21 protein-coding genes are annotated in these 23,084 nt (G+C 73.0%); 8 read left to right on the top strand and 13 right to left on the bottom strand.

All coding sequences use genetic code 11. The annotated features are described in order from the left end of the window. Window positions 1–34: 34 nt before the first annotated feature. Window positions 35–466, top strand: a complete 432-nt coding sequence (locus ACQB60_RS02510; RefSeq protein WP_496924116.1) for a VOC family protein — start codon at window positions 35–37, stop codon at window positions 464–466. Here ACQB60_RS02510 and ACQB60_RS02505 read toward each other — a convergent pair. Both ACQB60_RS02505 and ACQB60_RS02500 read right to left on the bottom strand, forming a co-directional pair. Continuing rightward, window positions 436–1,155, bottom strand: a complete 720-nt coding sequence (locus tag ACQB60_RS02505; protein WP_496924756.1) for a response regulator — start codon at window positions 1,153–1,155, stop codon at window positions 436–438. The genes ACQB60_RS02510 and ACQB60_RS02505 overlap by 31 nt on opposite strands. After that, complete coding sequence (locus ACQB60_RS02500; protein WP_496924115.1) at window positions 1,140–3,323, bottom strand: sensor histidine kinase; 2,184 nt, start codon at window positions 3,321–3,323, stop codon at window positions 1,140–1,142. Before ACQB60_RS02500 ends, ACQB60_RS02505 begins: the two co-directional genes overlap by 16 nt. Window positions 3,324–3,403: 80 nt before the next feature. On the opposite strand from ACQB60_RS02500, the gene ACQB60_RS02495 reads away from it, so the two are divergent. Further along, window positions 3,404–4,507, top strand: coding sequence for a CPBP family intramembrane glutamic endopeptidase (locus ACQB60_RS02495; protein ID WP_496924114.1), 1,104 nt, complete (start codon window positions 3,404–3,406; stop codon window positions 4,505–4,507). 26 nt (window positions 4,508–4,533) lie between these two features. Here the strand turns inward: ACQB60_RS02495 and glnA are convergent, their stop codons facing one another. After that, window positions 4,534–5,943 (bottom strand): type I glutamate--ammonia ligase, encoded by a 1,410-nt coding sequence (glnA, locus tag ACQB60_RS02490; protein WP_496924113.1) that lies wholly within the window; start codon window positions 5,941–5,943, stop codon window positions 4,534–4,536. A 205-nt stretch (window positions 5,944–6,148) separates the two neighbouring features. Here glnA and ACQB60_RS02485 point away from each other — a divergent pair, with 205 nt between their 5' ends. After that, window positions 6,149–6,616 (top strand): RDD family protein, encoded by a 468-nt coding sequence (locus tag ACQB60_RS02485; protein ID WP_384851113.1) that lies wholly within the window; start codon window positions 6,149–6,151, stop codon window positions 6,614–6,616. Between the two features lie 77 nt (window positions 6,617–6,693). Here ACQB60_RS02485 and ACQB60_RS02480 read toward each other — a convergent pair whose 3' ends face one another. The 4 genes from ACQB60_RS02480 to lipB all read right to left on the bottom strand — a co-directional run bounded on the left by ACQB60_RS02480 (window position 6,694) and on the right by lipB (window position 9,815). Beyond that, the gene (locus ACQB60_RS02480) at window positions 6,694–7,401 is read right to left on the bottom strand and encodes a DUF4191 domain-containing protein (protein ID WP_384850986.1); all 708 of its coding nucleotides are present in this window, start codon (window positions 7,399–7,401) and stop codon (window positions 6,694–6,696) included. A gap of 30 nt (window positions 7,402–7,431) precedes the next feature. After that, window positions 7,432–7,632, bottom strand: a complete 201-nt coding sequence (locus ACQB60_RS02475) for an SCO2195 family GlnR-regulated protein (RefSeq protein WP_496924112.1) — start codon at window positions 7,630–7,632, stop codon at window positions 7,432–7,434. A 279-nt stretch (window positions 7,633–7,911) separates the two neighbouring features. Beyond that, the gene (locus ACQB60_RS02470) at window positions 7,912–8,877 is read right to left on the bottom strand and encodes a lipoyl synthase (protein ID WP_496924111.1); all 966 of its coding nucleotides are present in this window, start codon (window positions 8,875–8,877) and stop codon (window positions 7,912–7,914) included. Window positions 8,878–9,014: 137 nt separating this feature from the next. Next, complete coding sequence (gene lipB / locus ACQB60_RS02465) at window positions 9,015–9,815, bottom strand: lipoyl(octanoyl) transferase LipB (RefSeq protein ID WP_496924110.1); 801 nt, start codon at window positions 9,813–9,815, stop codon at window positions 9,015–9,017. Window positions 9,816–10,037: 222 nt separating this feature from the next. On the opposite strand from lipB, the gene ACQB60_RS02460 reads away from it, so the two are divergent. Next, on the top strand, window positions 10,038–11,498 hold the full coding sequence (locus ACQB60_RS02460) for an NsdA family TPR-like regulatory protein (protein WP_496924109.1): 1,461 nt from the start codon (window positions 10,038–10,040) through the stop codon (window positions 11,496–11,498). Here the strand turns inward: ACQB60_RS02460 and ACQB60_RS02455 are convergent. The 3 genes from ACQB60_RS02455 to ACQB60_RS02445 all read right to left on the bottom strand — a co-directional run bounded on the left by ACQB60_RS02455 (window position 11,468) and on the right by ACQB60_RS02445 (window position 16,437). Next, window positions 11,468–13,708: a family 20 glycosylhydrolase gene (locus ACQB60_RS02455; RefSeq protein ID WP_496924108.1), complete on the bottom strand. Its 2,241-nt coding sequence runs from the start codon at window positions 13,706–13,708 to the stop codon at window positions 11,468–11,470. The genes ACQB60_RS02460 and ACQB60_RS02455 overlap by 31 nt on opposite strands. A gap of 201 nt (window positions 13,709–13,909) precedes the next feature. Next, window positions 13,910–15,226: an NAD(P)/FAD-dependent oxidoreductase gene (locus tag ACQB60_RS02450; RefSeq protein WP_496924107.1), complete on the bottom strand. Its 1,317-nt coding sequence runs from the start codon at window positions 15,224–15,226 to the stop codon at window positions 13,910–13,912. A 266-nt stretch (window positions 15,227–15,492) separates the two neighbouring features. Continuing rightward, entirely contained in the window at window positions 15,493–16,437 is a 945-nt protein-coding gene (locus ACQB60_RS02445; protein ID WP_496924106.1) for a TIGR01777 family oxidoreductase, read from the bottom strand. Between the two features lie 62 nt (window positions 16,438–16,499). Here ACQB60_RS02445 and ACQB60_RS02440 point away from each other — a divergent pair, with 62 nt between their 5' ends. Both ACQB60_RS02440 and ACQB60_RS02435 read left to right on the top strand, forming a co-directional pair. Continuing rightward, complete coding sequence (locus ACQB60_RS02440) at window positions 16,500–16,988, top strand: GNAT family N-acetyltransferase (protein ID WP_496924105.1); 489 nt, start codon at window positions 16,500–16,502, stop codon at window positions 16,986–16,988. Between the two features lie 128 nt (window positions 16,989–17,116). Beyond that, entirely contained in the window at window positions 17,117–18,511 is a 1,395-nt protein-coding gene (locus ACQB60_RS02435) for a PP2C family protein-serine/threonine phosphatase (protein WP_496924104.1), read from the top strand. Window positions 18,512–18,685: 174 nt separating this feature from the next. On the opposite strand, the gene ACQB60_RS02430 is transcribed toward ACQB60_RS02435, so the two are convergent. Next, the gene (locus ACQB60_RS02430; RefSeq protein ID WP_496924103.1) at window positions 18,686–19,363 is read right to left on the bottom strand and encodes a TetR/AcrR family transcriptional regulator; all 678 of its coding nucleotides are present in this window, start codon (window positions 19,361–19,363) and stop codon (window positions 18,686–18,688) included. 161 nt (window positions 19,364–19,524) lie between these two features. Here ACQB60_RS02430 and ACQB60_RS02425 point away from each other — a divergent pair, with 161 nt between their 5' ends. Further along, entirely contained in the window at window positions 19,525–20,319 is a 795-nt protein-coding gene (locus tag ACQB60_RS02425; RefSeq protein WP_496924102.1) for an SDR family NAD(P)-dependent oxidoreductase, read from the top strand. A gap of 47 nt (window positions 20,320–20,366) precedes the next feature. Here the strand turns inward: ACQB60_RS02425 and ACQB60_RS02420 are convergent, their stop codons facing one another. After that, complete coding sequence (locus tag ACQB60_RS02420) at window positions 20,367–20,891, bottom strand: DUF4240 domain-containing protein (RefSeq protein WP_496924755.1); 525 nt, start codon at window positions 20,889–20,891, stop codon at window positions 20,367–20,369. Between the two features lie 142 nt (window positions 20,892–21,033). On the opposite strand from ACQB60_RS02420, the gene ACQB60_RS02415 reads away from it, so the two are divergent. Next, the gene (locus ACQB60_RS02415; protein ID WP_496924101.1) at window positions 21,034–22,059 is read left to right on the top strand and encodes an SDR family oxidoreductase; all 1,026 of its coding nucleotides are present in this window, start codon (window positions 21,034–21,036) and stop codon (window positions 22,057–22,059) included. Here ACQB60_RS02415 and ACQB60_RS02410 read toward each other — a convergent pair. Then, window positions 22,043–23,083 (bottom strand): helix-turn-helix transcriptional regulator, encoded by a 1,041-nt coding sequence (locus ACQB60_RS02410; RefSeq protein ID WP_496924100.1) that lies wholly within the window; start codon window positions 23,081–23,083, stop codon window positions 22,043–22,045. The genes ACQB60_RS02415 and ACQB60_RS02410 overlap by 17 nt on opposite strands. Between the last annotated feature and the right edge of the window lies 1 nt (window position 23,084).

Raw genomic sequence — 23,084 nt, 5'->3', positions numbered from 1 at the left:
CCGGAACCGGACCGAAACCACCACGGGAGAAGCCATGCCCACCAACGCGGACAACACCACGGAACGCGCCCCCGACGTCTGGCCCACCCTCCAGGCCACCGACGCCCCCGCCCTCATCGACTTCCTCGTCGACACGGTCGGCTTCGTGCGCACGGCCGTGTACGAGGACGGCGGCCGCGTCGCCCACGCGGAGCTCGACTGGCCGGAGGGCGGCGCGATCATGCTCGGCTCGTACGACCCGCAGGCCGCGTCCCAGGGCTGGTGCCAGACGCCCGGCACCTTCGGGGCGTACGTCGTCACGGACCACGTGGACGCGCTCTACGCCAAGCTCGGCGCGGCGGGCGTGAAGGTCATCCGGGAGATCGAGGACCAGCCGTACGGCAGCAGGGAGTTCGCGATCGAGGACCCCGAGGGCAACAAGTGGTCCTTCGGCACCTACCGGGGCTCACCCCGACCCGCCTCCTGACCTCCTGAGCGGGGCCGGGCGAGCCCGGTGTCGTAGGCGAAGATCGTGGCCTGCACCCGGTCGCGCAGCCCCAACTTGCTGAGCAGGGCGGTGACATGGGACTTCACGGTCCCCGTGGTCACCCCGAGGGAGCCGGCGATCTCGGCGTTGGCGAGCCCGGCCGCCACGAGCGAGAGGACCTCGCGCTCCCGGGGCGTGAGGGCGGCGAGGGCGTCGGCGCCGGGCCCGGGCTCGACCGGGACGGACACGCCGTGCGCACCGTGCGGGCCCTCGGCGAAGGCGTCGATCAGCCGGCGCGTGACGGTCGGGGCGAGCATCGCCTCCCCGGAGGCCACGATCCGGATCCCGCTGAGCAGCTCCTCCGGCTGCGCGTCCTTGAGCAGGAACCCGGACGCCCCCGCCCGCAGCGCGTCGTGCACATGGGCGTCCTGGTCGAAGGTGGTCAGGACGAGGACGCGGGGCCCGTCCTCGTACGAGGTGAGCAGCCGGGTCGCGGTGAGACCGTCCATGCCGGGCATGCGGATGTCCATGAGGACGACGTCGGGCAGCACGTCGCGCGCCAGCTCCACGGCGTGGGCGCCGTCGGCGGCCTCGGCGACGACTTCGAGGTCGGGTTCGGAGTCGACGACGGCCACGAAGGCGGTGCGGACGACGGCCTGATCGTCGACGATCATCACTCGGACAGTGATGGGGACACCTCTTTCTGGGGCTGGGGCTGGGGCTGGGGCTGGGGCTGGGGCTGCGGCTCACCGTCCCGAAGTCTCTCACCGGAGACCTCCCGCAACGCGGCGAGCAGTTCACGCATGGCGGCGAGCCCGGCCCGGGCCCGCTCGGCGACTCCGTCGAGGTCGCCGCGGCCCGCGTCGTCCACGACGGAGCGCGCGTGCGGGAGCACGGTGCCGCGCAGCTCGGCGGCGATGCGCTGCCGCTCTTCGTACGCCTCGACGACGGCGGCCTGCACGGTCGCGGCGAGCACGCTGCCCTCCCGGCTGCGCACGCGCTCGCGGCGGCGGTGCAGGGCGGCGCCGAGGCCCCAGACGGCGGCCAGCGGCAGGGCGGCGAAGAGGGCGGTGACGACGACCACGAAGACGACGAGCCCGACGCCTCCCTCACCGTCGTCCCCCTCCCACACCAGCCCTGTCCCCGCGGTGGTCATGCCCGTCATCCCGACGGCGAGGAAGAGGCCGGGCAGACTGCGCGCGGCGGGCCCCGCGTACCGGGCCACGGAGTACAGCGCGACGCACACCGCGATGCCACCGCCCACCATGAGGGCACCCACCGCATCCGCGGGAACCACCCCGAAGGCGAGGGTGACCGGCCCGACCCAGGCGGCGGCGAGCACCCCGCCCAGGGCGGCCCAGGGCGCCCTCCGCCGCCACAGCAGCGGCAGGGCGTGCAGAGCGGTGGGCGCCGAGAGGAGAGCGTCGGAAGCGGACCGGTCGACGAGCACGAACATGCTGGGCACGACGGCGACGGCGAGCATGACGGCGGCGTCGGCGAGCAGGTCCTTGCTCGGGGGAGAGGACCGGAGCCGCCGCACAACAGCGCGCCCGCCACCGCGCCCCCCGACAAGCCCGCCGTCACGCGGGCCCTCATGCCCGTCCCTGAGCCCGCCACCTCGCCCGAGGCCACGCCTCACCCCCCGCGGTATCCGAGCCCGCACCACCCAGCCCCCACCATCCGCCCGCCACCCCGCGTCGAACGTCCCCCCGAGCCCGGTGGCCCGCTCCCGCATGCCGACGGTCCCGCGCCCCCCACCGAGCCGTTGCCGCACCACATCAGCACGCGCACCGCCCGAGCCACCGCCCGGCCCACCGGCCGAGCCACCCCCCGACCCACCCCCGTCATCCTCGACGACGACCTCCAGCGCCCCCGCACGCCCGGCGACCCCCTGATCCAGCCCGCTCTCGCACCCCCGCACCACCACCCGCACCTCCGCCCCCGCCGCATACCGCAGCGCGTTGGTGAGGGCCTCCCGCACGATGCCGAAGACCGCCTCGGCCACCGGCCCGGTGAGCCCGTCGAACTCCTCCTCGATCCGTACGGCCACCGGCTGCCCCAACCGCTCGAACCCGGCGACCAGTTCGCCGACCCGGTCCCCGAGCCCGCTGCCCTCGTCGGCCGCCGCCGTCTCCATCACGGCCACCAGACGGTGCAGCGCGGCGACCGTCGCACGACCGCTCTCGGCCGCGAACTCCAAGGCTTCGGCGGCCAGTTTGGGACGCCGGTCGCCCAGGCGCCGCGCGGTGTCGGCGGTGACGACGACGGAGGTGAGGTGATGGGCGCTGACGTCGTGCAGCTCACGGGCGAGCCGCTGCCGCTCGGTGGTCGCCGCGGTGCTGCGCTCGGCCTCCGCGAGGGCCAGTTCCCGGGCGGCGGCACTGCGCCCGGCGTGCCAGCGGCGGCGTCTGTGTCCGGGCTCGACGACGGCGGCGAGGATCGCGAGATTCAGGACGACGCTCGCGACGACGTCGACCCCCGATTCACTCCCGACGAGCGAGCGGAGCAGCGACGTGCAGACCAGAACTCCCGTCACCGGGAGCGCCGTCCGCGCGGACCGGCGCACCGCGACCGAGTAGAGCGCGATGAAGACCCCCGCCTCATGGACGAGCGTCGCGTTCATCGGCAGCAAAAGCCCGGCGAAGAGCACGGCATCGACGACGAACGCCGCCACGACGGGGTGCCTGCGCCGCACCCCGAGACCGGCGGTGGCGACGACGGTGAGCGCGAGCGCACCGCCCCACTCCCACACCGCGATGCCCGCCCCGTCCCCGCGCAGCACCGCCGCCCCGGGCCAGATGGCCGATTGCAGGACCGCGAGCAGCACGGGCAGCAGCCAGTTCCGTATGTGCTCCATGATCCCGAGATCATACGAATGCCCCACGCCGTTTCCCGCCCCCGGGACCCGCCCTCTATCCCAGGTCGGAGACCCTGATCATGCCGAAGACCGAGGCCACGGCCCCCGGGGACCGGAAGGCTGGACCCATGACGCCCCCGCCCTCATCCCTGCCCTCATCCCTGCCCTCGCTCCCGCCCCAGCTCCCGCCCCAGCTCCCGCCCTCAACCCCGCTCCCGTACCACCGCCAGGCCCTCTCCACCGGCCGACACCGCTGGTGGCGCCCCCTCGCGGGCACGGCGATGATCCTCGGTGCCGCCCTGGTCCTCACCCTCCTCGTCTTCGGCGCGGGCGAACTCGCGGGGGCCGCCCTGGACCGCCCCCAGGACGCCGACGGAATACGGGAGTTGGGCGGCATCGGCGAGACGGCCGTGGCGCTGCTCTCCCTCGCCGTGCTGACCCCCGCCGTCCTGCTGGCCGCCCGCTGGACGCAGCGGCGCCCGGCGGGAACCGTGTCCTCCGTGACCGGACACCTCCGCGTACGCAGGCTGGGCCGCTGCCTCGCCGTGGCGCTCCCGGTCTCGGCCGCGAGCCTCGGCATCATGCTGCTGCTCCCCGAGTCGTCGGGCGGCGGTACCGGCACGGACACGGAGTGGGCGGGCCTGCTGCCCTTCCTGACGGGCCTCGCCGTCGTCTGCGCCCTCGTCCCCTTCCAGGCCGCCGCCGAGGAGTACGTGTTCCGTGGCTGGCTCGTCCAGGCCGTCGGCGCCTGGGTCCGCTCACCCTGGATCGCCGTACTGCCGCAGGCCCTGCTCTTCGCCGCAGCCCACGGCTGGGGCACCCCGTGGGGCTTCGCCGACCTGCTGGTCTTCGCCCTGGTGGCGGCCTATCTGACGCACCGCACGGGAGGGTTGGAGGCCGCGATCGCCCTCCACATCCTCAACAACCTCCTCGCGATGGGCATCGCCTCCGCCGTCGCGGGCGGCCTCGCCTCCGACGAGACGGCCGCCGACATGGACTGGCTGTCGGTGGCCGTCGACGCCCCGATGGTCTGCCTGTACGCGGCGCTGGTCCTCAAGCTCGACTCCAAGACCAGGGAACGCGACCCCGAAGCCAAAGAAAAGACCGTCGGCCGCGCCTCCCGAGAGCGGAAGAACACGGCCGACGGCCCACAGACGGCCCGGGAGAGCGAGCAAGCGCTCTGACCCGCGGCGACCTCAGAGGTCGGATCTTAGATGTCGAAGTACAGCTCGAACTCGTGCGGGTGCGGACGCAGCTGGATCGGGGCGATCTCGTTCGTGCGCTTGTAGTCGATCCACGTCTCGATCAGGTCGGACGTGAAGACGCCGCCGGCCTGGAGGTACTCGTTGTCCGCCTCCAGGGCGTCGAGGACCGCCGGGAGGGAGGTCGGGACCTGCGGGACGCCCGCGTGCTCCTCGGGGGCGAGCTCGTAGAGGTCCTTGTCGATCGGCTCGGCCGGCTCGATCTTGTTCTTGACGCCGTCGAGGCCCGCGAGGAGCAGCGCCGAGAAGGCGAGGTAGGGGTTGGACGACGGGTCCGGGGCGCGGAACTCGACGCGCTTGGCCTTCGGGTTCGAGCCCGTGATCGGGATGCGCATCGCGGCCGAGCGGTTGCGCTGCGAGTAGACCAGGTTGACCGGGGCCTCGAAGCCGGGGACCAGGCGGTGGTAGGAGTTCACCGTCGGGTTGGTGAAGGCGAGGAGCGAGGGGGCGTGCTTGAGGATGCCGCCGATGTAGTAGCGGGCGGTGTCCGAGAGGCCCGCGTAGCCCTGCTCGTCGTAGAAGAGCGGCTCGCCACCGGCCCACAGGGACTGGTGGACGTGCATGCCCGAGCCGTTGTCACCGAAGATCGGCTTCGGCATGAAGGTCGCGGTCTTGCCGTTCTGCCAGGCGACGTTCTTCACGATGTACTTGAAGAGCATCAGGTCGTCGGCCGCGGCGAGCAGCGTGTTGAACTTGTAGTTGATCTCCGCCTGGCCGGCGGTGCCGACCTCGTGGTGCTGGCGCTCGACCTGGAGGCCGTTCTTGTCCAGCTCCAGGGAGATCTCCGCGCGCAGGTCCGCGAAGTGGTCGACCGGCGGGGCCGGGAAGTAGCCGCCCTTGTAACGGACCTTGTAGCCGCGGTTGTTCTCGACGGCGCCGGTGTTCCAGGCGCCCGCCTCGGAGTCGATCTCGTAGATCGAGCGGTTCGCGGAGGTCTCGAAGCGGACCGAGTCGAAGACGTAGAACTCGGCCTCGGGACCGAAGTAGGCCGTGTCCGCGATGCCCGTCGAGGCGAGGTACGCCTCGGCCTTCTTGGCCACGTTGCGCGGGTCACGGCTGTACTGCTCGCCCGTGATCGGGTCGTGGATGAAGAAGTTGATGTTGACGGTCTTGTCGCGGCGGAAGGGGTCCACGCGGGCCGTCGAGAGGTCGGCGCGCAGCGCCATGTCGGACTCGTGGATCGCCTGGAAGCCGCGGATCGACGAACCGTCGAAGGCCAGCTCCTCGGCGGGGTCGAACGCCGCCGCCGGGATCGTGAAGTGCTGCATCACACCCGGCAGGTCGCAGAACCGGACGTCTACGAACTTGACGTCCTCGTCCGCGATGAACTTCTTTGCGTCGTCGGCGTTCTGGAACATCCAACTCCTCCTACTCCCGTCCCGGGAGGGGCGGGGTTGCAAGCTCGTGGTGCGGCCAGTGCGGTGGCACACGCTGGGACCCGACCATAGGGAGACGGGATTTCTCAAGCATGACCCATTTGTTTCGTCGAAGTTAACCGAGCCGGGTGGCGCGCGTCCCACCCCGCCCGTCCGTGTGCGAAATGGGGCGCAGTACCGTGGACGGGTGGACAACAGGCAAGCAATCGGATCGTGGCTCTCCGGCCCCCGCGCGGCCGCCGAGGACGCGGGCGTCGACTTCGGATACCGGGGCGAGCAGCTCGGTCTGCCGGAGGAGGGCCCGGGCTCGATCGCGCGCCCGGGGCGGCGCATCGGGGCGATCGCCGTGGACTGGGCGCTGTGCATGCTCATCGCATACGGCCTGTTCGCTCGCGGTGACCAGCAGGCGATGGGCAACTGGGCGCTCGGCCTGTTCTTCGTGATGGGCCTGCTGACGGTGGGCACCGTGGGGTGCACGCCGGGCAAGCTCCTCTTCAGGCTGCGGGTCGTCGCGGAGGGCGGCGGCCGCCTCGGCCTCGGCCGGGTCCTCGTACGGACGCTGCTGCTGTGCGTCGCCATCCCGGCTCTCATCTGGGACCGCGACGGCCGCGGCCTCCACGACCGCCTGGCCCGCGCCGTGCAGATCAGGGTCTAGAACCCTTTCCCGCATACGTCGATGGGGCGCCGAACCAACCGGTTCGGCGCCCCATCGACGTATGAATGACGGTGGCGTCAGCGCGCCTTCGGCCCGCCGCCGCGCGGCATCCGCATGCCCTTGGGCATCGGCCCCTTCGGCAGCGGCATGTTGCTCATCAGGTCGCCCATCGCCTTGAGGCGGTCGTTGGTCGCGGTGACCTGCGGGCCCTGCATGACGCGGGGGAGCTTGAGGAGCGTGGTGCGGAGCTTCTTGAGCTCGACCTGGCCCTCGCCGGTGCCGACGATGAAGTCGTGGACCTGGACGTCCGGGCCCACGACGCGGGCCATCTTCTTCTTCTCGGCGGCCAGCAGGCTCTTCACGCGGTTCGGGTTGCCCTCGGCGACGAGGACGATGCCCGCCTTGCCGACGGTGCGGTGCACGACGTCCTGGCTGCGGTTCATCGCCACCGCCGGGGTCGTCGTCCAGCCGCGGCCGATCTTGTCGAGCACCGCGGCCGCCGCTCCCGGCTGGCCCTCCATCTGCCCGAAGGCGGCCCGCTCGGCCCGGCGCCCGAACACGATCGCCATCGCGAGGAAGGCGAGCACGAAGCCGAGAATGCCGAGATAGATCGGGTGCCCGATCAGAAAGCCGATCGCGAGGAAGACACCGAAGGTGACAATTCCCACAGCGGCGATGACAAGACCGATCTTGGAGTCGGCCCTACGCGTCATCTGGTACGTCAGAGCGATCTGCTTGAGTCGCCCGGGGTTCGCGGCGTCCGCCGCGGTTTCCTTCCTCGCCATGCCAGGGAGTCTACGTGGCCGCGGAGGCGACTACGACGTGCGGGTGCCCACGTCCTCGAAGACGCGCTGAGCCTCGACCCGGTCCTTGGCGCGGCGCCGGTCCTCGAGCACGGACGTCCAGGCGTTGCGGCGAGCGGTGCGCTGGCCGCTGCTCATGAGCAGCGACTCCACGGCGCGCAGTGCGTCGGTGACGGACGGGATGGCGGTGGCGCGTACGGGCGCGGCCTGCATGGTGATGCCCTCCTGGGGAGCGACGTGAGCGGCTCGAGCGGCTATGGGTAAGGCTGTACGTGCGGTAATAGCAGGGTCACTGATTGGTGTTACCAGGACGTGACCGAGCGGTCAAACACCGATGAAGCCTTGACGCGAGGGCCCTGAATCCTGACGCGGCCCGTACGTTCCCCCTCACCTGCGGGGATCGTACGGGCCGTGGTCAACGCGCCAATACTGGGCGGTAGTTGCTTGTGCGCGGATTCACACGCGGGCGCTCGCGGGCATGCCCGAGCGGGCTCACACCGCCTGCGAGGCGACGTACGCGCCGCGCTTCTCGACGGCCATCTGGAAGAGGCGGCCCGCGCGGTACGAGGAGCGGACCAGCGGCCCGGACATGACGCCGGAGAAGCCGATCTGCTCGGCCTCCTCCTTGAGCTCCACGAACTCGGCCGGCTTCACCCAGCGCTCGACGGGGTGGTGGCGCGGCGTGGGGCGCAGGTACTGGGTGATGGTGATGAGCTCGGTGCCCGCCTCGTGCAGCTGGCGCAGCGCCTCGCTGACCTCCTCGCGGGTCTCGCCCATGCCCAGGATCAGGTTGGACTTGGTGACCAGGCCGGCCTCGCGGGCCTTCGTGATGACCTCGAGGGAGCGCTCGTAGCGGAAGCCGGGGCGAATCCGCTTGAAGATGCGCGGCACCGTCTCGACGTTGTGGCCGAGCACCTCGGGGCGGGACGAGAAGACCTCGGCCAGCTGGTCCGGCTCCGCGTTGAAGTCGGGGATGAGCAGCTCGACCTTGGTGAAGCCCTCGGCGCGCTCCGCCGTCATCGCGTGGATCTGGCGGACCGTCTCCGCGTACAGCCAGGCGCCGCCGTCCTCCAGGTCGTCGCGGGCGACGCCGGTGATCGTGGCGTAGTTCAGGTCCATCTTCACGACGGACTCGCCCACGCGGCGCGGCTCGTCGCGGTCGAGGGCCTGCGGCTTGCCGGTGTCGATCTGGCAGAAGTCGCAGCGGCGGGTGCACTGGTCACCGCCGATGAGGAACGTGGCCTCGCGGTCTTCCCAGCACTCGTAGATGTTGGGACAGCCCGCCTCCTGGCAGACCGTGTGCAGGTCCTCGCTCTTCACGAGCTTCTGCAGGGCGTTGTACTCGGGGCCCATCTTCGCCCGGGTCTTGATCCACTCGGGCTTGCGCTCGATGGGGGTCTGGCTGTTGCGGACCTCCAGGCGCAGCATCTTGCGTCCGTCGGGTGCGACTGCGGACACGACCGGCTCCCTAAAGCTTTGATTCCTCGGCGTACCTCAGGGTACGCCCGTGATGTTCATGGCCCTCACGGACAGCCAACCTCTGGCCGTCGGGGTGCATTCCCCCGGTCCCGCGCCGGGCCCGTCGGCCGTGGCCGTCAGGCGGTGGCCTTCTCGACGGTGCGCGGCTTGAGGTCCGCGTTCTCCAGGACGGCGCGGACGTGCTTCTCGGCGACCGGGAGCACCTCTTCGATGGTGACCTCGCGCCCCAGCTCGTACGCGAGCGAGGTGACGCCCGCGTCGCGGATGCCGCACGGGATGATCTTGTCGAAGTTGGAGGTGTCCGGGTTCACGTTCAGCGCGAAGCCGTGCATCGTGACGCCCTTGGCGACGCGGATGCCCATGGCGCAGATCTTCCGGTCCTGGCGGCGCTGCCCGGCGTTGGACGGCGCGTACTCGGGGCCGACGAGCCGGTGGTCGAACTCCTCGTCCAGCTGGAGATCGGGGTTGAAGTCGAGCGAAAGCCCGCCGAGCGCGGCCTGCTGCTGTACGGGGTCGCCCAGGACCCAGACGCCCGCCCGGCCCTCGATCCGCGTGGCCTCGATGCCGAACTCGGCGCAGACCCCGATCATCGCGTCCTCGAGGCGGCGCAGATGGGCCACGACGTCGACGGGGCGGGGCAGCTTCTGGATCGGGTAGCCGACGAGCTGGCCGTAGCCGTGCCAGGTGATCTTGCCGCCGCGGTCCACGTCCACGACCGGGGTCCCGTCCAGGGGCCGCTCCTCGGGGGCGGTGCGGCGGCCCGCGGTGTAGACCGGCGGGTGCTCCAGGAGCAGGCAGGTGTCCGGCACCTCGTCGGCGAAGCGGGCGGCGTGCACCCGGCGCTGCTCGTCCCAGGCTTCTTGGTACTCGACGGCGTCCGCGCCAAAACCCAACCGGACGAACTGCATCTCACTCACGGCAAGTGCCTCCCTAAAAAACCTTCGCCGTGCACGTATCGCGCCCCGCGCCACTGTACGACCCGAGGTGGCGCGTCAGCCCACCGGTCAATCCTCACACGATCGGATGAATGCGCAGAGAAGGTCCCGATGCGAGCGGCCCCGGCCGCTACATTCGCGCCGTTCACGAGGCCATAAGGGCTGCTCACAGCACCGCCCGGAAGGCAGGAGACCGCACAGCCGATGACGGAACGACCCCCGCAGCGCACGCCCAACCGCCAACTCGCCGCACTCATCGCGGAGGCGGGCTTCTCCAATGCGGGGCTCGCGCGCCGCGTCGATCAGCTCGGTCTGGAGCACGGCCTCGACCTCAGGTACGACAAGACCTCCGTCACCCGCTGGCTGCGCGGACAGCAGCCCCGCGGCACCACCCCCGCACTGATCGCCGAGGTCTTCACCCGGCGCCTCGGGCGGCGCCTGTCCGCCCAGGACCTCGGGCTCGACGCCTGCGCCCCGGTCTACGCGGGGCTCGAATTCGCCGCGACGCCGGAGGAGGCCGTCGACATCGTCGGCGGCCTCTGGCGCAAGGACTCGGGCAGCCACGCCGAACTGCGGAAGATCGCCTTCACCCCGGCGGGCCTCGTGGTGCCGAGCCGGGACTGGCTGATCGGCCGGGCCGACGAGCGCGTCGGCCGCGGCGAACCCGCCCCGCACGGCCCGCACGGCCAACCCCGGGTGCCGTCCCAGGGCCGCCCGGTGGTGCCCCGGCAGCAGCGCAGGGAGGCGGACCGCGGCCCCGGACAGCGGGTGACCAGCGGCGACATCGCGGCGCTCCGCTCCGTCGGCGACCTCTTCCGCGCCCTCGACCACGCCTACGGCGGCGGGCACGCCCGCCAGGCCCTCGTCCGCTACCTGGAGCACGAGGCCGAGCCGATGCTGCGCGGCAGCTACGGCGAGCAGGCCGGCCGGCGCCTGTTCGCGGCCACCGCCGACCTGACCCGGCTCGCGGGCTGGACCTCGTACGACATCGCGGCGCACGGACTCGCCCAGCGGTACTACGTCCAGGCGCTGCGCCTCTCCCAGGCCGCGGGGGACCGGGCGTACGGCAGCTACGTCCTGGTCACAATGAGCCGCCAGGCCGTCTACCTGGGGCACGGGCGGGAGGCGGTGCAGCTGGCGCGGGTCGCGCAGCAGGGCGTCGGGTCCTCGGCGCCGCCCCTCGTCCAGGCGCTGCTGCACGCGGTCGAGGCGCGCGGGCACGGTGTGCTCGGCGAGGTGCGGGCCTGCACCACCTCCATGGCCCGGGCCACCAACGCCTTCGAGGCCGCCCGGCCCGGCGACGACGTGCCGCACTGGGCGCGCTTCTTCGACGAGGCCCAGCTGACCGACGAGTTCGGGCACTGCCACCGCGACCTCCAGCAGTACCGCGCGGCGGTCCAGCAGGCCGAGCGCTCCCTGCAGTTGAGGGCCGCCGGCTACGCCCGCAGCCGGCTCTTCTGCCGGGTCGTGCTCGCCACCGCGCGGCTCGGCCTCGGCGAGCTGGAGCAGGCGTGCGCGCTCGGCGCGGAGGCGGCGCAGGCGGCCGGCGAGATGCGGTCGGTGCGTGCCCATGAGTACGTACGGGACTTCGAGCGCCGCCTGGAGCCGTACCGCGACGCCGGGCCGGTGCGCAACTACCGGGACCGGGTGGCCGCCCTGGGCTGACCGGCGAGCTGCCGGGGCGTCAACTCCTCGTCCCATACGAGGAGTTCGTCCAGGTCGCCGCGGAGGCTCGCCTTCTCGGTACCGAGGGAGCGGAGGGGGAGCGGGATCGAGTCGGCCACCGTGCCCACGCGCTTCCCGTCCGCGTACAGGGTGGTGTGCCCCGGTGTCGTCACCCACGTCAGCCGGGTCCAGCGGTCCAGCGGCAGTGTGAAGTCGAAGCTGTGGTCGACCGCCCCGTACCGGGTGAAGCCGACCCTGCCCGTGCCGTGCTGCATCAGCTTCAGGGCGCCCGCCCGGGAGCTGAGCAGCACCTGGTCGGCGGTGCGGGCGGTGGGCCGGACCGCCACCGAGACCGTCCAGGGCTCCGCCAGGTCCACGCCGCCGAAGCCCACCCCGTCCCGGTCGGAGTCGAAGCGCCAGGCCCCGCCGCGCACGCCGTCGGCCACCGGTGTGGGGTTGTCGATGATGTACGAGGTGCCGGGCAGGTCGCCCGCCGTGTCCTCGGCGAACAGGGTGTTGCCGGGGCTGCCCGCCCAGGTCCAGCCCGCCGGGTAGGGGGCGGTGTCGAAGGTCCAGTGGTGGCTCGGGCGGCCGTCGTCGACGCGGGGCGGGGCCGGGTCGTGGGTGAGGGCAATGGGGTCTCCCCTGCTCGAACGGAGGTGAGAGCTTGGGGAAGGGTCGCCGATCCGCCGCACACGGGCGCGGAAGTCGGTGAGGGAGTCGGGCGTCGCGGACTTGTTCCAGGCGCGGTCGGCGAGGATCGCGCGGGCGCCCGCCATGTGCTGCTCGAAGTAGGCGTCGTCGGACCAGAAGTTGTAGTCCGCCCAGTTGGTGACGCCCGAGCCGAGCATGTCGGGGTCGGTGTTCGGGGCCCAACTGTCGTACATCCAGGGCTCGTCGGGGTACTTGTGGTGGTAGTTGTTCGGGGTGTCGTAGAAGGGGCCGATCGCGATCTCGTCGTGGCCGGGGATCTCGGGTTCGGCACCGCTGCCCTCCCAGGTGAGGAAGACGACGGGGGAGTGGACGCGCTGCCGGGGCGCGGTGAGGTGCTCCGAGCCGTTGTAGACGGCGGTGCGCTTGCCGTGGGAAGTCACCACGTCGTCAAGGGTGTTGATGGTGCGGTTGAGGAGGTCGCCGAGGGTGGCGACGTCGGGGGCGGTGGCCAGGTAGTCCTTCACGCGCGGGCACTCGGCGAGCCGGTCCGGCACCTCCTCGGCGCCGATGGAGAACAGCGGCGCGTCGAACCAGCCCGCGAACTCGTCGACGATCGCCTTCGCCTTCGCCATGGCCTTTCCGCTGGTCATGTCGATGATCCAGTCGGGCGTGAGGTGCGAGTGGGTGTGCGCCCCGGTGCAGGGGTGCGCGCCCGAGCCGAAGCCGATGCCGAACGTCTCGCTGATCGCCGTCGCGTGCCCGGGGAGTTCGAGGCCCGGCATCAGCTGGACGTGGCGGCGGGCCGCGAAGGACTTGAGGTGCTCGATGTCGGCGCGGCTGTAGCTGTGCCGGGGGTCGGCGAGACCGGGGAACTTCGGGCTGTAGAGGCGGAAGCCCTCGGACTCGGACAGGTGCAGGAAGAGGGTGTTGAGCTTCTGGTCGCCCATCCTGCGGATCAGGTTCTCCAGGTAGGAGATCTTCCAGTACTTGCGGCCCGCGTCGAGGTGGACCATGCGCACGGGCTGCGCCGGGACGTCGGTGGCGCGGGCCCGGGGGAGGGTGCGGTGGCCGGGGTCGGTGGCGCGCAGGAGCTGCAGGAGGGTGCGGGTGCCGTAGTACAGGCCGTGGGTGGAGGCGGCGGTGACGCGGACCGGGCCCGCGCTGTCGAACCGGTGGCCCTCGGCGCCGAGTCGAGGGTCGTCGGCGAGCGTGAGGGCGATGTCGCCGGGGGCCGGGTGGGCGGTGTCGGTGCTGATGCGCGGGGCGAGGCCGCTGGTCCGCCGGAGGTCGGCGCGCAGCTGCTCGGCCAGCCCGCGCACGGACTCCCTCACGGGGCCCGGGAGTTCGGCGCGGCCGGAGGGGAGCGCGGTCGCGGACGCGGTGCGCGGGTCGAGCAGGATGCGGGAGCGCGGGGTGAGCGCGGTGCGGCCGTCGAGCGGGGTCCAGTCGGTGGGGCGGGGGACGACGGCGGGCGGGGCGTCGGCGGCATGTGCGGGCGGTGTGGTGCCCGGAAGCCCGAGAGCTCCTATGAATAGGCCGAGAATCAGAGCGAACACGGGCACGGTGCGACGCACGTCGGTCCTCCCGGGGCTTGACGGTCCGGTGGGACGGTAGCGGTCAAGACATGCTGGAGCAAGGGGAGTTACGAGGTTCGGCGCACTGCTCGGCCCACGCCGCGGGGAACAGGGCGAAGCCCCCGCGTGGGGGGCGCGGGGGCTTCTCGGGGGGTGGCTCGGTCGGCCCAGAGGTCGGATGAGTCAGGCGGCGGTGGGTAACGCCCGCTCGGCGTTCACGGTCCGGATGCCGAAGTCGGCGAGGGCGGCGTCGGCGGCGCGGCGGCCCGAGTGCAGCGCGCCCTGGACCGTGCTGGTCTCCCGGTGGTCCCCGCACACGTACAGGCCCGAGAGCAGCCGCACCGGGCGGCGCGGGTCGTGCGGCGGGGGCATCGCGGGCACGGCCTCGCGGGTGTGGTGGACGGTGAGCAGCTCCCAGTGGGTGGTGGACGTGCCGTAGAGCTCGGCGAGATGGGCGAGGACGGCGCGCTCGGAGGGCGGGGGGCCGAGGACCGTCGAGGAGATCAGGGCACGGCCCGCGGGGGCGCGCGTCGGGTCGACCTCGCTGATGACGGAGGTGTGGGCGACGGGGCCGCGGCGGTCGGCGTCGAGGAGCAGCGCGGGCTCGTGCAGCGGGGGCTCGGGGGCGGCGTGGTGCACCACGGTCACCTCGTGGAACGGCGGCACGCGCAGCCCCGGCAGGAGCGCGGCGGCGGCGCGCGCGTCGGTCGCCAGCAGGACGGAGCGGCAGGCGATGTCGCCGTGCTCCGCGGTGGTGACGGAGGTCGTGGAGATGTCGGTGACGCGGACGTTCGTGTGCACCGTGCCCGTGGGCAGCGCGGCCGCGAGGAGGTCGGGCAGGACGTCGCTGCCGCCCTCGGGCAGACAGAGGCGGCCGCCGGCGAAGGCGTGCAGGGCGAGGTCGGCGCACCGGCTGGACGTCGTCAGGCGCGGGTCGCACAGCAGGGCCGACAGGAGCGGCCGCAGAAAGCCGTCGATGGTGCGCGCGGGCAGCCCGCGCGCGGACAGGGCGGCCCGCGCGGGGAGTTCGGGGCGGGCGAGGAGGCGCTCGACGGGGGTCGCGGCGATCCGGGCGAGGGCCGCGCCGAGGCGGGCCTGGTCGAGGCCGCCGCCGAGCGGGGTGGTGGGCCGGAGGGGGGCGCTCGCGAGGGCGCGCGCCGCAGATAATGCGCCCCTCGCGCTCCGGGCACTCACCGGCACCGCCGCGCGGTGGTGGCGCCCCTCGCCGTGGACCAGGATGCCGGGCGAGAACGGCCGCAGCACCAGAGAGTCCAGGCCCGGGGTGCGGCGCAGTTCGGGATACGTGGTGGTGAGGAGCTGCCCGATCCGGTCGAGCCGGAAGCCGTCGACCTTCTCGGTCGACATGCGGCCTCCCACGTAAGGGGCGGCCTCCAGGACGACGGTCGTTACTCCCGCACTGGTCAGGCGATGTGCGGCCGAGAGCCCGGCGACCCCGGCTCCCACGATGACGACATCCGCATGGCGCGCAGGCTCTGGCACGTGCCCCTCCCCGAGGTCGTGCGGCTGTTGGAGACGTCATGCCCCCAACAGAGTTCCGGAATACGCGAGTTCGCAACGAGGGTAGGAGCCGGGTCCTCCAGAAGCAGTCGCGCATCGGCCGGGCACGGGCGCACGATGGCGCATCCGCCGGGCGCGCGGGCCGCGGGCCGGGGGGGGACCGGGGCCGCCGGGGCGGCGGGGCGGCGGGGCCCGGGTTCGCCGGAGGTTCGGGCCGGGGCCCGGCGCCGCGTGTTCCTGGCGTGCCCTCAGGCGAGCGCCGCGCGGAGCGCCTCCTCGATGCCGGGGAACGCGAAGGTGAAGCCGGACTCCTCCAGGCGGGTGGGCAGCACGCGCTGGCTCGCCAGGACGTCGCCTGCCATCTCGCCGAGGACCAGGCGCAGCGCGGGTGCCGGAGCCGGGAAGAGCGTGGGGCGGCGCAGGACGCGGCCCATCGCGGCCGTCACCTCACGGTTGGTGCGCGGGTGCGGCGCCGTCAGGTTGACCGGGCCGGAGAGGTCCGTGGCGTCCAAGAGGTGGCGCAGGGCGGCCACTTCGTCGTGCAGGGAGATGAAGCTCCAGTACTGGCGGCCGTCGCCAAGGCGGCCGCCGAGGCCCGCCTTGAAGAGCGGGAAGAGCCGTCCCCACGCGCCGCCCCCGCGCGCCACGACCAGGCCGGTACGGGCGAAGACGGTGCGGATGCCCGCCTCGTGGGCGGGGGCCGCGGCCGCCTCCCACTCCACGCACATGGAGGGCAGAAAACCCTCTCCTGGAGGGGCCGTCTCGTCCACGGCGCGCTCACCGGTGTCTCCGTAGTAGCCGATCGCGCTGCCGCACAGGAACACCCGGGGCGGCTCGGCCAGCGCGGTGACGGCTCGCGCGAGCGTCTCCGTGCCCCGCACCCGGCTGTCCCTCAACTCCCGCTTGTACGCGTCCGACCAGCGGTGGTCCCCGATCCCGGCACCCGCCAGGTTCACCACCGCCGTGCACCCCGCGAGACCGTCCGCGTCGACCTCGGAGCGCGCCGGATCCCAGCGCACCTCGTCCCGCGCGCGCGGGGCTCTGCGCACGAGCCGCACCACTTCGTGGCCGTCGTCGGCGAGCGAGCGCGTGAGGGCCGAGCCGATCAGCCCGGAGGCCCCGGCGACGGCGACGCGGTACCGCTGGCCCGGCTGCCCGGACTGCTCCTGCTGCGTAGGACGCGTGGGTTCCATGGCTCCATCCTCCCGCGAATATCCGCTCCGGGCCGTCGCACCTCCGCCGTACAGTGGCGCTCATGCCGGAGACGTACATACGCACCGCACGACCGGAGGACGAGGAAGCGCTCGGCCTCCTGGACCGGGTCACCTGGTCGACGCTGCACTCGGTCCAGCCCAGCCCCCAGCCGCCGTACGACCCGTTCTTCTCCGGGCGCTTCGGCCCCCGCGACCATCTGGTCGCGGAGGCCGACGGCAGAGTCGTCGGCTACATCAGACTCGGGTTCCCCACCCCGCTCGCCGTCAACGCGCACGTCCGTCAGATCCTCGGCTTCGTCGTCGCCGAGGAGGCGCGCGGCACGGGCGTCGGGCGCGCCCTGGTCCGCGCGGCCGTCCAGGAGGCCCGGCGGCAGGGCGCCCGCCGCATCACGCTGCGCGTCCTCGGGCACAACACCCCGGCCCGCAAGCTCTACGAGACGGAGGGCTTCGTGATCGAGGGCGTGCTGCCCGGCGAGTTCCTCCTGGACGGCGCCTACGTGGACGACGTGATCATGGGCCAGGCCCTCTGACGGGCCCTCTGACATGGGCCGGGCCCGCTGAGCGGTCCGCTCGCCGAGAGCCCCGACGGACCGGCCCGGGGTGCGGCGGCCCCGCGCGCGTAGGAGCGTGAGAGGGGGCCGCCGGAAGGAGCGAGCGGATGTTCAGGGCCGCCGCCGGGCGCCGGAAGGACGAGGGGCACGGCTGGCTGCGCGGTGCGACGCCCCCGCCCAGCTGGCTGCGCTGGCCCGCCCCCGTGCTCCTGGTGGTCATCTGCGTCGTGCAGCTGGCCACGCCCGAGTCGGTCGACCTGACCTTCCTCCTCGCCGCGGTCCCGCCGCTGGCCGGACTCTCGTACGGGCCCGGCGCCACCGCCCTCTACGGCGCCAGCGTCGTCCTGCTCCTCGCCCTGCCCGACTTCGGGCTCGGCCACCCCGGCCAGAGCGACCTGCTGACCGTCGCCTTCGTGGCGCTGCTCAGCGTGGTCATCTCCTGGGTGCGGGTGCGGCGTGACGCCCAGCTCGTGACGGTGCGCACGGTCGCGGAGGCCGCCCAGTTCGCGGTCCTGCCGCCGCTGGCCGAACGGGTGGGGCGGGTGCGGTGCGCGGGCCTGTACCGGGCGGCACAGCACGAGACGCTGGTCGGGGGCGACCTCTTCGACGTGCGCAAGGGGCCGCGCAGCGTCGTGGCGGTGGTCGGCGACGTCCAGGGGCACGGGCTCGCCGCGGTGGGCACGGTCGCGGCGCTGATCGGCGCCTTCCGGGAGGCGGTCCTCGACTCGGCGGACCTGGCGGGCGTCGCGGAGCGCCTGGACCGCAGGCTCGTCGTGGACGCGGCCGAGGAGGAGCACGCCGAGCTGTTCGCGACGGCGGTGCTCCTGGAGTTCCCGGACGACTCCGACGTCGTGCACGTGATCTCCTGCGGCCACCCGCCCCCGTTCCTCCTGTGCGGCCGCGACATCAGCGAACTCTCCGTCTCCGCGGGCCCGCCCCTCGGCCTCGGCATCGCCGGACTCGCCCCGCCCGCCCCCCTCACCGTCCGGCTGCACCCCGGCGACCTGCTGCTCGCCCTGAGCGACGGGGTGCTGGAGGCCCGGGACGCGTCGGGAACCTTCTACCCGCTGGCCGACCGGCTGGCCGCGCTCATCAAGGCCGACGGGGCGGTCCTGGACGCGCCGGCGGAGCTGACCAGGAGGATCTGGGACGACGTCGTGCGCTTCGCGGGGAGCATCAGGGACGACGCGACGATGCTGGTCCTGGCACCTCAGGCGGAGCCGGGGGCGGAGGTGGACCACTCGGTGCACGAGGAGGTCTCGGTGCATGAGGTGGTCTCGGAGCGTGGGGCGGTCTCGGGGCGCGAGGTGGTCTCGGAGCGTGGGGCGGTCTCGGGGCGCGAGGTGGTCTCGGAGCGTGAGGCGGTCTCGGGGCGCGAGGTGGTCTCGGAGCGTGAGGCGGATTCGGAGCGTGAGGCGGAGTCGGAGCGTGAGGCGGTCTCGGCGCGTGAGGCGGAGTCGGATTCGGAGTGCGAGGCTCCCTCGGCGCATGAGCGCCCGTAATCCCGCCCCCTAGGCCCTGCTGCCCGACCCTGCTCTCCAGGCCCGCTCTCCGGGTGCTGCTCCCCAGGCCCCGCTCTCCGGGTCCTGCTCCCCAGGCCCGCTCTCCGGAGTCCCGCTCTCCAGGTCCGCGCTCTCGGTCCCGCCCCCTAGGCCCCGCGCTCTCGCTCCCGCCCCCTACCCCTGACGCCCCCTCTGGCGAGTCCCCAACACGCCCATCCCGCCCATCAGTTCGCGCAGGCACCGCACCGCGAGGTCCGCGGGGGAGCCCGGGCCCGTGACGTCCGCGTCCGTCTCCGCCCAGCTCTCCAGGGCGATGCGGATCGCGTCCGTCGCGGCGGCCGCGGCCAGGCGGACCTCCAGCGGGTTCGCGCCCTCGCCCGCGAGGCGGGCCACGACCGGCCGGAGCTGCTCCTCCGAGTCCTGGTTCACGCGGTACCAGACCGCCCGCAGCGCCGGGTCCTCGGCGGCGGCGCGCAGCAGCCCGCGGGCCTGGCGCAGCCCGTCGGCAGCCGCCTCGTCGGGCGCCGCGAGGGCCTCCGCGATGGCCTCCTCCAGGGCCGTCGGCACGGCCGCGCCCGGCTCGCTCGCGGCCAGCAGCGCGCGCCAGCGCTCACCGCCGACGGCGAGCAGCGGCGCCACCGCGTCCTGCTTGTTGCGGAAGTAGCGGTAGAAGGTGCGCAGGGCGACCCCGGCCCGGCTCGCGATGGCCTCGGCGGTGGTGCCGTCGGGGCCGTGCTCGGTGAAGAGCTCGGCGGCGGCGTTCGCGATCTCCAGCTGGGTGGCCAGCTTGCGGCGCTCGGTCAGGGAGAGAGCGGGGGGCGCGGACGGGGCGGGGGACGGCTGGGTGCTCACGTCTCGAAGCCTACGCCGTGCCGGACAGCACGGCATGCTGCGCAGGGGTGGCAAAACGTGCCACAAAGGCGTACCGTGTAGTTCGGGTCGGGGTCACGGGACCGCGATCCGGGGCCGCCGTCGACAGCGCGGCCGAGATTCGGCACATCCGGGAGTACGTCATGCAGACCCTCAACCGCTACGAAGGCCGCCGCGCCCTGGTCACCGGCGGTGGCTCCGGCATCGGCCAGGCCACCGTCCTGCGTCTGCTCGCCGAGGGCGGCCGGGTCGTCGCCGCCGACGTCAGCGAGGACGGCCTCCAGGACACGGCGGCCAAGGCGGGCGCCGACGCGGAGCGGCTCACCACGATCGTGGTGAACATCGCCGACGAGACCTCGGTCCGCGAGGGAGTGGCCGCCGCCACCACCGCGCTCGGCGGCCTGGACGTGCTGGTGAACGCGGCGGGCATCCTCCGCTCCTCGCACACCCACGAGACCACCCTCGACGCCTTCAACCAGGTCATAGCCGTCAACCTGACCGGCACGTTCCTGATGATCCGCGAGTCGATCCCGGCGCTCCTGGAGGGCGACGGCCCGGCGGTGGTCAACTTCAGCTCCACCTCGGCGATGTTCGCCCATCCCTACATGGCGGCGTACGCGGCGAGCAAGGGCGGCATCCAGTCCATGACCCACGCGCTGGCGAGCGAGTACGGGAAGCAGGGCATCCGCTTCACCGCCGTCCAGCCCGGCTCCATCTCGTCCGGCATGACCGACGGCTCCGGCCGGTCCCGGCAGAGCGCGGGCCCCGGCCTGCCCGAGGACGCCGACATGAGCCTGTTCATGAAGCTCGCCCCGGCCATCGGCCAGGGCTTCGCGGGCCCGGAGACCGTCGCCTCCGTGGTCGCGATGCTGGCCTCGGACGACGGCAGGTTCATCACCGGCACCGAGGTCCGGATAGACGGCGGCACGCACTTCTGAGCGAGAGAGTCCGGAAGGAGCCGGAGCGGGGAGGGAGTCCGGAAGGCTCAGGCTTCGGTGCCGAACCGCTCCCACAGCTTCGGGTACCGCTGCGCCATGACCGCCTCGTTCTCGAAGTCGAGAGGCGTGCCCTCGGGCTCCGGCGGGGCGGGCGGGATGCCGAGGTCGGGGGCGACGACCCCGGTGAGCCGCTCGTACGCCTCGTCGGCCGCGTACCCCAGCTCCTCCCCGTCGCCGTCGATCTCCTCGTCGAAGTCGTCGAGGAGGTCGGCGAGCGAGTCGGGGTCGTGCAGGGCGCCTTCGAAGACCTCCCGGCCCTGGCCGATCAGCCAGCACCGGAAGTAGTCGAAGGCGTCGTCGCTCGCCCCGTCGAGGAGCACCCAGGCCGCGCCCCACAGGTCCCAGCGGTAGGCACGGTTGTAGCGGGACTCGAAGTGCCGGGCGAAGTCGAGGACGGCGTCCGGATCGGACTGCAGCAGCCGCTCCGTGAGCAGATCGGCGTGCTCCTCGGGGTCGCCCTCGGCGGCCTCGCGGGTACGGTCCACGATCTCCCAGAACTCCGTCTCGTCCATCACGGGTCCAGCATCGGCCCTGGGACAGGCGGACGCACGCGGAGCGCGAGGGATGCTGCTGTGTCGTTATGCATGCACATGCCCATGGAAACCCCCGGAATCCCCGACAACAGGTGTCTGGTTTCGGTGCCACGCTCTCCGTATGGAGAACGCGAAGGACACGCAGGACACGCAGGACGCGCAGAACACACAGGGCACACAGGGCTCGCAGAACACTCAGGGCAGCCAGGGCACGCAGACGCAGGGCACCGGCGGCAGCCTCGCCGGGAAGGTCGCCCTCGTCGCCGGGGCCACCCGCGGCGCGGGCCGGGCCATGGCCGTCGAGCTCGGCCGGGCCGGGGCGACCGTGTACGTGACGGGGCGGACGACCCGCGACCACACCAGCGAGACCGGCCGCGCCGCCGAGACCATCGAGGGCACGGCGGACCTCGTGACCGAGGCGGGAGGCACCGGGATCGCCGTCCCCACCGACCACTTGGAGCCCGAGCAGGTGCGCGCCCTGACCGAGCGCATCGACCGGGAGCAGGGCCGCCTCGACATCCTCGTCAACGACATCTGGGGCGGCGACGTCCACGTCGAGTGGGACAAGAAGATGTGGGAGCACGACCTCGACAAGGGGCTGCGGATCCTGCGGCTCGGCGTCGAGTCCCACATCGTCACCAGCCGGTACGCGCTGCCGCTGCTCGTCCGCAACCCCGGCGGCCTGGCCGTCGAAGTCACCGACGGCACCGCGGAGTTCAACGGCGGCACCTACCGCAAGCCCTTCTACTACGACCTGGCCAAGGCGGCGCCGCTGCGGATGGCCCGCGGCCTCGCCGAGGAGCTGGCGGAGTACGGCTGCACGGCCGTCTGCATCACCCCGGGCTGGCTGCGCTCCGAGGCGATGCTCGACACGTACTTCAAGGTCACCGAGGAGAACTGGCGGGAGGGCTGCGCGCAGGACCCGCACTTCGCGATCTCCGAGACTCCCGCCTTCATCGGCCGCGGCCTGGCCGCACTCGCCGCCGACCCCGACGTGCACCGCTTCAACGGCGCGTCCCTGTCGTCGGGCGGCCTCGCCCAGGAGTACGGGGTGACGGACGTGGACGGCTCGGCGCCGGACGCGTGGCGCTACATCGCGGAGGTCCAGGAGCCCGGCAAGCCGGCGGACGTCACGGGCTACCGGTAGCCGGGCTGCCGGTAGCCGAGCTGCCGGTGGCAGCGGCCGTACCCCCGTCGCCCCCGTACAGCGCCGCGAGCCGCGCCCCGGTCTCGGCGAGCCGCTCCCGCAGCTCGGCCGGTTCGAGGACCTCCACCTCGGCCCCGAGCACGAGGAGTTGGGAGTAGGCGACGGTGACGGACTCGATGGGCAGGCCGATCGTGATCCAGCCCTGCTCATCGGGTGCGCCCGCGCCGTCCAGGACCTCCTGGGCGACGGCGCGGTCCATGACGTACGGGAGGTGCCGCGCGCCCTCGGCGGTCAGCCGCAGCACCGCCTTCTCGCGCAGGATCACCCGCGCGAACTGCGCGGCCCGCTCCTCCCAGAACCCCGGCAGGTCGAACTCCTCGTCCCGCGCGAAGCGTTCGTCGCCCGCGCTCCGGACGGACGTGAACCGGTCGATGCGGTACACCCGGAACGCGTCCGCGTCGGCCGCGCGGGCGCACAGGTACCAGACGCCCGCCTTCAGGACGAGCCCGTACGGCTCCAACTCCCGCTCCACCTCGGTGTCCTGGCGCCGGTAGCGGGCCAGGACCGGGCGGTCGTCCCACACCGCGTCCGCGAGGGCGGGCAGCAGTTCGGGCGCGGGCGTCTCCTTGAACCAGCCTGGCGCGTCCAGGTGGAACCGCTGCGCCGCGTTCTGCGAGGCGTCCCGCAGCGAGGGCATGAGCGCCGCCGACACCTTGAGCCGGGCCGCCGACGCGGCGTCCTCCAGGCCCATCTCGCGCAGGGCGCCCGGCACCCCGGACAGGAACAGCGCCTCCGCCTCGCTCCGCCCGAGCCCGGTGAGCCGGGTCCGGTACCCGCCGATGAGCCGGTAACCACCGGCCCGCCCCCGGTCCGCGTACACCGGAACCCCCGCCTCCGACAGCGCCTGCGCGTCCCGCGTGATGGTCCGCTCGGACACCTCCAGCTCCTGCGCCAGCTCGGCGGCGGTCATGGAGGGCCGGGACTGCAGGAGAAGCACCATCTTGATGAGGCGGGCGGCACGCATG

Origin of the sequence: Streptomyces odontotermitis, from assembly GCF_050510915.1 — a bacterium.
GTDB lineage: Bacteria > Actinomycetota > Actinomycetes > Streptomycetales > Streptomycetaceae > Streptomyces.
The sequence above is the reverse complement of the archived record's forward strand: the minus strand, read 5'-3'. Positions and strand labels throughout refer to the sequence as shown.